The following is a 9571-nucleotide window of genomic DNA, read 5'->3' as shown; positions in this document are numbered from 1 at the left end:
GGTATTGTACCAAAGGGAATCGGGGAATAACAGATACGGATGATTACCTACTTACTTTTACATGAACTGATAAATAAGCGAAACCAGTTGCTATAAAAGCAAATATCCAATAAATCATTGTTCTATACTCTATCCTCCTTTAATTGTCCAGAAATAATTGAATTAACATATGTTCTTTTACTAAAACTTCTAAACAATCCATATGCCCGTTGCCACTGTTCTTCTACATAGCTACTGAATTCATATGTATCTTTGTTACAATATTCAGACAGCATAGTTTCTATTGAACTTGAATCTTCAACTTTAAATAAATATCTTTTTGAACCAAGAAGCTCTGGAATACCACCCGTATTAGAACCCAATACGAGTTTTTTTCGTGCCATTGCTTCAATAGCTACCGTAGGTAATGGATCCTGCCTGCTTGGAACAAGCAAAATATCGATTGCATCATAAAAAGCCTTCATCTCAGAGCTATTGAGCCTTAAAAAAAACTGCACATTTTTTTTATCTTTGATACAATTTAATAAATCTTGGCAACTATCTTCTATAAGGTTGTACGCAATTTTCCATTTTATTATCTCCCATAGATTCAATGACTTTTACTAATATATCAAATCCTTTTCGTTTAGATATCATGCCAACATATCCCACTACGATTGGATCATTTTTCTTAATTAATTTATCTGTTGTAAAATAATCATCTGAAACGCCATTATAAACAACTTTCATTCGGTTACAATTCCACGATTTTTTACACGCTTCTGATACAGTTAAAACCACATCTAATTCATCAAAAGCTCTTTTTGCTTCATACCTCTTACAAACTGTTCCGATTGAAGCCTGCATATCATGTACATGTCCAATACAGGGAACTTTTAATTCTCTCACAATTTTTCGAGAAAGAATCACTTCATGTGTATTATTAAAATAAAAAGCGTCAGGCCTCAACTGCTCAATAACTGTCATCAAAGCATGCTTTAATCTATATTGCGTGACTTTCGGCAGAAAACGCAATTCATTTTTGATATAACATATCTTCAACTGGAAAACCTTGCTTGCTCCAAATCTTTCGCTAAAGTGTTGAGCTGCATTTCCTTCATATATAAAAACAAAATATGGATCAATCTCACTATTTCCATCAAGGTACTGTATAAGGACATTTTCAGCTCCTGAAAAATCCAGACCTAAAATAACAAATATTACTTTTTTCATTGTCCGCCTCTCATTGTGCTAATTACAGCAGACAAAATCTCCGCTGATTTCTTCCAACTATATTTTGATAACACTTTCCTGATGCATTCTTCCGTATCTACCACATTGTCATCAAAAACGTCATTATATTTATATGGATTAATATAGTGCACACTATCCTCAAATACTTCATGCATTACAGCTGCATCAGACACATAAACATTTTTTGCTCCTGCACTCATTGCTTCTAACGGTGGAATTCCAAACCCTTCATAAAAAGTTGGGAATAAAAACGCCTTGCAGTCCCTCATTAAAGTTTTTGCTTCTTCATCAGAAACATAACCAAGTAGCTTCATATTATTGGGACATTCAAATCCCATACCATCTGCAAATACTTTTTTATTAATTGATCCTGCAACTGCAAATACACAGTTAGGATTTCTTTTTGCTTCTTCCGCAATCCACCTAAAGTTTTTATTAGGCTCTAAGCTGCACATAGAGAAATAGTAGTTATTTTTTTTCAGATCATACTTATTAAGTGCATCTTCATCATATTCGATTTTTTTATAATGCTGCCATGCATTAGGAATCACCGTAATTTTATCTGGATTTATTTGGAAATACTTCACAATTTCAGACTTAGAAAACTCTGACACCGTAATAATTTTCCTAGCCCTTTTTGTTGCATTGCCAAGCAATAAATCATACCACAGCAAAAATTTTTTTGAAAAATACTGCGGGGTTGCTTTTACTTTGACATCATGAATGCATACAATCCCCGGTGCCGGAAGTGGTGCAACATTACATAAGTTCAATGAAATGCCTTTATTTTTATGAACATACCATGGAAAAGAGAGATGTTCCCATAATCTGTTGTGTAGTTTTCCTAGTTTTACTACTTTGATATTTTTATAAGTTGGGATATCTTTAACCTCTGGTGGAACAGCCATTTCAATACCCTCTGGCTCAATTATTTTATCCAGTTCTGATAATATTTCTCTTGCATATCGCTCTACACCAGTAACTCTATGAATCAAAAAACGTCCATTGATTATTACTTTCATCGCTATATATTCCTTATCTTCTTTATTTCTGCTGGAGTCCCCAGTGCATAACAATCATCTGGCACATCCTTCGTTACAACAGAATTTGCAGCAACAATTACATTGTTTCCTATTTTTCCAACTATCACCGCACCTGTTCCAATAAACACATTATTTCCAATTGTCGGAACATCCTCATCTGGCAATCCATTTTTAAACTTCGCACCAATCATCACATTATGGAGAATCTTGCAACTTTCACCAATCTTCACCTTATAATGAACTGTGTAGCCAAGTCCTCTATGCCAGAACTTTGTACCGGATCCAATCTCAGCTTTAGCTGAAACAGCATTTGCGCATATCCAATAATTTAAAAATTCGAACATACGCACAAGCGGAGTCAGTCCCCCCACTTTATAAAGGGAATGCGCTATTTTCCAAAATACCGTTATATCATTCTCCTGCATTTAAAAAGTTGCAAACAGCTTCTTAATATTGTTACAAAACTGTGTTGACAAAAAGTTGTTTTCAACTCGCTCTTTTCCTGCCTTGCCATATTTCAAGCTTAATTCTTTATTTTGAGCGAGTGTCTTCATAGCATCTGCATACTTTTCTACATTACGATTTTCAACTTCGATTCCTGTCACTTTATTCAAACTAACATAGTTGACACCAGAGCCCGGAATGGTAAATGTAACTACCGGTTTTTTGTAGTACATTCCCTCTGCCAGTGCCAAGCCAAATGCTTCATTCTTTGTAATAGAAGGAAAACAAAATATATCAGACGCTAAAATTAACGCTTTTAACTCCACATCATCAATGCGACCTGTAAAAACAATTTTGGCGTCACCTTTCGCTTCTTCATGAAGCTTTTCCGTTAATTCACCTTTTCCAGTAATAAAAATTCGGAATTTATCGTCCAAAAGCTTACTAGCTTGAACCAAGTAAGTGAACCCCTTATATTCAGTGTGACGTCCAACTGCGACGCATATCGTCTTATCCTTGTTTTCTTCCCGAATCTCTGCCGCACGTTTTTCTATTTCTGATGTGATTGTCATTCGTTCTACATTAATGCAGTTCGGCACAACAATGCACTTCTCTTTTACTGACTGAAGCCATTTGCTTCCCTCTATATAATTCGGAGATGTCGCTATAACTTTATCTGCACGAGTAAGTAAACTTCTATTTTGTGGAGCAAACAACAACTTCAAGTACTTCTGCCGAACAATATCAAGATGCCAATACACTACGAGTTTGGCTTTCGAGTTTTTCAGTTCTCTCAGCAATAAAGCTGCAACAAATGGGTTTGGATAGTGAAAAACTACAATATCAGGATTAAATTCCTTCATAACTTTATGTAAGTGCTTTCCATACGATGCTGACAGCGACTGTGCTGCAATCTTTGTAAAACAGCCGCATTTTATTACTTCAATTTCATCAACAATATCGAGTTTGTCTTCTTTACCATCATTAAACGCAATAACCTTTTGCTCATGCTCACCCTTAAGTGCTAAAATTACATCTCTTGCAATTTGCTCAGTGCCACCTGAAAAGGGATAATAATATTTTGATATATGTAAAATTTTCTTCATTATTTTCTATTCCTCTCACCGCAAATTATCAGCATCGAACTTTAATCAACTCTGCATCACCAACGGTCAAACATCTGCCCAGTCCTGCAGGTAAAAACAGTGTTTCACCTTTGCTGAACCGCATCGGCTTCTGTTCCGCATCCATCGTCTGCACTTCACCATATCCATCCAAGCACATTAACACCTGAAAAGATGCATCCATAACAGAGAATGCAAAGCCTTTCGTTACTTGTATTCTTTCTATTTCAAAATATTTGCAGCGGCAGAGCAATTCGCGGGAACAGCCAGAATAGTACTTCACCATTCTCGGTTTCTGGCTCACATCCGGTGCAACCTTCATGTTCATGACCTGCACAGCTTTGTCAAAATGCAGTTCACGCTTTTTGCCATTCTTATCCACACGGTCATAGTCGTAGACACGGTAAGTTACATTGGAGCTTTCCTGTATTTCAGCTACAAGAATTCCCTTCCCAATGCCGTGTACTGTACCAGCCGGAACAAAGTAAGTATCGCCCTTGTGAACTGGAACCTTTTGCAGATGTTTATCCAACGTTCCGGTTTCAACTGCTTTCCGGAGAATTCCTTCCGTCATCTCATGCTGGAAACCATAAATCAGACTGGCTCCTTCGTCAGCATTAATGACATACCACATTTCAGTCTTGCCGTTGTCGCCTTCGTGCTCTCTTGCATACTCATCACTAGGATGAACTTGTACTGAGAGGTCTTTCTTGGCATCGATAAACTTAACCAGAACCGGAAGCTCCCCGTTTTCTACTTTTGTGCCAAGGTATTCCGGATGGGCTTTCAGCACTTCAGCCAGTGTTTTTCCTTTATATGTACCATTTGCCACATAACTTGGACCGTCCGGATGAACCGAACACTCCCAAGTTTCTGCTAATGGTGTTAGATCAATCTTTTTACCATATTCTTCCCGAAGTCGAGTACCACCCCACAAATAATCTTTACCCGTCGGAATCAATTTCATGATTTCCATTACTCTGTCTCCCACTGTTTTTTATTCCATCGGAAATTTAATCTTATCTGCGACGCTGATTTCTTCACCAAGCTGAACTTCAATCATATCCAGTGTCGTAATAGCTTCGGCTGTATGCTTACAACCTGCTGCAATGGTAATTACATCGCCAGTGCGCAATACCTGTTCCATACCGTCAACAATTGCCTTACCTTTACCAGAAACAACCGTCCACACTTCCTCACGGTAGTTATGCATGTGATACGTCATGCGTTCGCCAGCTCTCATGGAAACCTTGACCGTCATGGAACCCGGTTGCACATCAATAACCGTATAAGTACCCCAAGACTTCTCAGCATACATTGCCTCAGTCTCGATTTTTTCCACATAAGGCTTCATATAACCGCTACGTTCTTTATCAGCAATCAAGATACCATCGCCGCTGGCGGCAACAATCATATCCTTGCAACCCATACAGAGAATCGGGATATTCAGCTCGTTCACCACATTGGTGTTCTCGCAGGTTTCATCCAAGATAGCTTTACCCTTAGTCTTATCTGCCATGACCTCCGACATCATGTTCCAAGTGCCGACATCTTTCCAGTCGCCACTATAACGCAAAACCTGAATGCTGGACTCTTTCTCGACCACAGCATAGTCGAAACTGATCTTGGTTAGGGTATCATATTTATTGAACAAATCGCGATAATCCTCAAAGTCGATCATGCTGTGTGCTTTGTCCAGCAGATAGCCCAGCTTGAACGCAAAGATACCCGCATTCCACAGCGCACTCTGAGCCAGATATTTCTTAGCTGTTTCCACATCCGGCTTTTCCTTGAATTCCTTAACCTTGCTGACATTTTCGCCGCTTTCCGGGATAATGTAACCATACTTCTCGCTAGGATAGGTCGGCTCAATGCCCATCAGGGTCAGATTTGCGCCATCCTGCTCCGCAAGCACCTGCAGAGTCTTGACAGCTTCGTAATAGGTGTTATCCACATACGGGTCAACCGGGCAGACAACAACTGCTTCATTCTCATCAACGCCCAGCTCATCGTGGAGATAGGCTGCCGCCAGTGCAATGGCAGGGAATGTATCGCGGCGGCAAGGCTCTACACAAATAGAAGCCTTCTCACCCAGCTGGTTCTTGATTGCACTTGCCTGCGATTTACTCGTTGCAATGGTGATTTTTGCGTCAGCATCTACCGTAGTAATCTGACGATAGACACGCTGCACCATAGATTCATACTCGTCATCATTCTTGAACAGCTTGATGAACTGCTTACTGCGCACATCATTAGAAAGAGGCCAGAGACGCTTACCTGAACCACCAGAAAGTAAAATAATATTCATTTTGTTTTTCTCCTCTATCTTTACTTCAAGAATTCTTCAGCACTCTTACGAATTTCTGCTTCCACCTTCTCGGCGGCTTCCTTGTTCTCTGCACTGACAGAGATATAGGTCTTGAGCTTCGGCTCAGTGCCGGAGGGGCGCACCACGATGGAGCAGTTGTCTTCCAGCAGGAACTTGAGCACATCGGACTTGGGCAGACCGTCCAGACCCGGTGCGTAGTCCAGCAGCTTGACGACCTTCCTGCCGCCGAACTCCTTGATATTGCCACGGAATGCCTGCATGATGCTCTGCATCTTGGCAAAACCGGCGCTGCCGTCGAACTCGTAGCTGTGCAGGGTGTTCAGGCAGTAGCCGTAGGCCTTGTACAGCTCGTTCAGCTTATCCAGCAGGCTGATTCCCTTGGTTGCATAGTAGCTGAACATCTCGCAAATCATGTAGGCACCGTCCACACCGTCCTTGTCCCGGACGTAGGAGCCGGTCAGGTAGCCGTAGCTCTCCTCAAAGCCGAACACATAGCTGTGGGCCCTGCCCTGCTGTTCCAGCTTGCCGATCTGCTCACCGATGAACTTGAAGCCGGTCAGCACGTTGATGGTACGCAGGCCATAATGGGTAGCAATCTGCTCGCCCATATCCATGGTAACAATTGTCTTGACCATAACCGGATCAGCAGGCATCTTGCCGTGTTTTACGCGCTGGTTGCAAATGTAGTCAAACAAAAGCATACCCGTCTGGTTGCCGGTCAGCAGCTCATACTCTCCTGCCTTGTTCTTGACGGCAATGCCCACACGGTCGCAGTCGGGATCGGTCGCCAGCAACAAGTCAGCATTACACTTCTTGGCATACTCCATGCCAAGTACCATGGCTTCCTTGATTTCCGGGTTGGGATATGGGCAAGTCGGGAAGTTTCCGTCCGGCTGCTCCTGCTCCTTGACCACCGTGATGTTGGTGTAGCCCATCTCCTTCAGGGTGCGGGTCACGGGCTTCAGACCGGTGCCATTCAGCGGGCTGTATACGATAGCCACATCCTTATTGACTTCTTCGCCAAAGAGAACAGACTGGCTCTTGACCTGCTCCACGAAGGCCGTGTAGACCTCGTCCGAAATGTACTGAATGTTGCCGTTTGCCATACCTGCTTCAAAGTCACTGTTCTTGACATCTGCAAAAACATCCAGCTTTTCAATCTCAGCTAAAATCTTAGCAGCGGCCTCAGTGGTGATCTGGCAGCCGTCAGCACCATAGACCTTGTAGCCATTATACTTGCTGGGGTTGTGAGAAGCCGTCACCATGACACCGGCAGAGGTGTGCAGATAACGGGTCGCAAAGGACACGGTCGGAACCGGCATCAGGGCAGGCCAGATATTGACCTTAACACCATTGGCTGCGAACACGCCCGCAGCCACCTTTGCAAACACATCGCTCTTGATACGGCTGTCATAGCCGATGGTCACAGACGGCTCTGTGAAGTTCTTTTTCAGATAATCAGCCAGACCCTGAGAAGCCTTCGCTACGGTGTAGACGTTCATCCGATTGGTGCCTGCACCAATTACACCACGCAACCCACCGGTGCCAAAAGTAAGATCACGATAAAAAGCATCCTCAATTTTTGTATCATCCAGCGTTTTCAGTTCAACGGCAACATCTGCATCCGCAGTTGCATTCACCAGCCACCGCTCGTATTCCTTTTTAATATCCATAATTTATTTACTCCTTCGGTCCTTCTCGAACCAAACCCTTAAAAGAATCTTTATATCTATGTACGCATCTGCTCTTTACAGATAGTATTTCTCTCTAATTCCTAGTGCGTTCATCACCCAGTCTTTTCCCACTCATCATTATTAAGACTGGTTTACTCAATAAAATCAGTCGCATCTTTTTCCGCATTTCTCTGGCGTATATTTATTCGCCACACTCTAACTTTAAATTTATAACTTATCTATTTTGTACTTTACGTCAAAGAATAAACCACATGTTTAGCACTCGTCATTTATTCTTTGACATCTATTTCATTTCTTCTCTACTTCGATCCAACCTTCCCCAGCACAACTGCCACGGTCTTAAACAGAATCTTAATATCCAACCCCGGACTCCACTTCTTAATATATTCGGTATCCAGTCTTACAACCTCTTCAAAGTCTGTGATATTACTTCTTCCGCTGACCTGCCACATACCGGTAAGTCCCGGCTTGAATGCCAGTCTGGAACGGTGATGCATCTCATACTTCTCCCACTCGTCCACTGTCGGCGGTCTGGTTCCCACAAGGCTCATATCGCCTTTGAGTACATTCCAGAACTGTGGAAATTCATCCAGAGAGTAATCACGGATAAAATTACCGATTCCCTTGATGATACGTGGATCATTATCCATCTTGAACATCATACCATCTTTGATGTTGTTCTGCGCTATCAGTTCTTTCTTCCGCTCTTCCGCATCCATATACATGCTTCGGAATTTGTAAATATTGAACTTCTTACCATTTTTACCGATTCGCACCTGTTTGAAGAAAATCGGTCCCGGCGACTTGATATAAATGATCGGTGCTACAAAGATAAAGATAATCCCTGTCAGCAGCATTCCAACCAGTCCTCCGCAGATATCCATCGTCCTTTTGAAGATCAGCTGAGCAGTGCTTACCATATTGATGCTTGTCGAAAGCACCGTATATCCTTCCAGCTTTTCTACAATCTGGTTGGAAGAATCATCTGCAACTCTTGCCAGCTTGATATGTACGGTAATTCCCATGATACCGAAATTTCCAATCAGTTTATCCGGAAGCGCAAGCTCTGTCGGAATACTGAAAAGTGCTTCATCCACCCAGTTCAGCTGTGCAAAATCTTCAATCGCACTCTCTCCACAAAATACCGGGAATCCATGATAATTTGGAATTTCATTTTCTTTTGCATCAATAATTCCAATTCCCATTACATGAAACTCACTGTAGGGATTGCCGGTAAATGCCTCCACAATTTCTTTATAATTCTTTTTTCCACCGATCAGAAGGATCGCTCTTTTCCCTGATGCAGGGCCTCTGTGCTTGGAAAGCCATTTTTTCAACAAAATCCTTCCTATATATAATACGCAGATCGATATGATCGGGAATGCAAATGTGACAATTCGCGAGTAATTGCTTGACTCTTTCATTGCAAACAAATAGGGGTAATCAAAGTTTTTGAGGGGATGTCTTTTTGAGGGTTTAGATTGAGGGGCAAACTTGAGGGGCAAGTTTGAGGGGCTGGTTTGAGGGTTTGGTTTGAGGGGCTGGTTTGAGAGGCTGACTCTTGTCTGCCTATGTAGCAATAAAAAATAGGATTAATCAGTTCTTATCGCTGATCAATCCTATTTTATTTTTTTCCTTCTTTTTGTATGATTGTTCTTGCGGAAACTTCAAAACAGAAAGGAGGATACATGAATAGTATCACAA

9 protein-coding genes are annotated in these 9571 nt (G+C 41.7%); all 9 read right to left on the bottom strand.

The genetic code is table 11. The features are described from left to right. Positions 1-122: 122 nt before the first annotated feature. A complete protein-coding gene (locus G4407_RS15530) occupies positions 123-497 on the bottom strand; it encodes a glycosyltransferase (RefSeq protein WP_173689600.1) in 375 nt (124 codons plus the stop codon). Between the two features lie 40 nt (positions 498-537). Then, positions 538-1212 (bottom strand): glycosyltransferase, encoded by a 675-nt coding sequence (locus G4407_RS15525; protein ID WP_173689599.1) that lies wholly within the window; start codon positions 1210-1212, stop codon positions 538-540. Continuing rightward, positions 1209-2255 (bottom strand): glycosyltransferase family 4 protein, encoded by a 1047-nt coding sequence (locus G4407_RS15520; protein ID WP_173689598.1) that lies wholly within the window; start codon positions 2253-2255, stop codon positions 1209-1211. The genes G4407_RS15525 and G4407_RS15520 overlap by 4 nt, the downstream gene beginning before the upstream one ends. Positions 2256-2257: 2 nt before the next feature. Next, the gene (locus tag G4407_RS15515) at positions 2258-2701 is read right to left on the bottom strand and encodes an LbetaH domain-containing protein (RefSeq protein WP_201856691.1); all 444 of its coding nucleotides are present in this window, start codon (positions 2699-2701) and stop codon (positions 2258-2260) included. After that, complete coding sequence (locus G4407_RS15510) at positions 2702-3826, bottom strand: glycosyltransferase (protein ID WP_173689597.1); 1125 nt, start codon at positions 3824-3826, stop codon at positions 2702-2704. Positions 3827-3854: 28 nt separating this feature from the next. Then, on the bottom strand, positions 3855-4820 hold the full coding sequence (locus G4407_RS15505; RefSeq protein WP_173689596.1) for a type I phosphomannose isomerase catalytic subunit: 966 nt from the start codon (positions 4818-4820) through the stop codon (positions 3855-3857). Positions 4821-4841: 21 nt separating this feature from the next. Next, positions 4842-6152 carry a sugar phosphate nucleotidyltransferase gene (locus tag G4407_RS15500; protein WP_173689595.1) on the bottom strand — a complete coding sequence of 437 codons (1311 nt, stop codon included), beginning with the start codon at positions 6150-6152 and terminating at the stop codon, positions 4842-4844. Positions 6153-6172: 20 nt separating this feature from the next. Further along, positions 6173-7846, bottom strand: coding sequence for a phospho-sugar mutase (locus G4407_RS15495; protein ID WP_173689594.1), 1674 nt, complete (start codon positions 7844-7846; stop codon positions 6173-6175). Between the two features lie 320 nt (positions 7847-8166). Continuing rightward, positions 8167-9291: a sugar transferase gene (locus G4407_RS15490; RefSeq protein WP_243868869.1), complete on the bottom strand. Its 1125-nt coding sequence runs from the start codon at positions 9289-9291 to the stop codon at positions 8167-8169. Positions 9292-9571: the final 280 nt, after the last annotated feature.

This window comes from Allocoprococcus comes (assembly GCF_013300725.1).
GTDB lineage: Bacteria > Bacillota > Clostridia > Lachnospirales > Lachnospiraceae > Allocoprococcus > Allocoprococcus comes_A.
The sequence above is the reverse complement of the archived record's forward strand: the minus strand, read 5'-3'. Positions and strand labels throughout refer to the sequence as shown.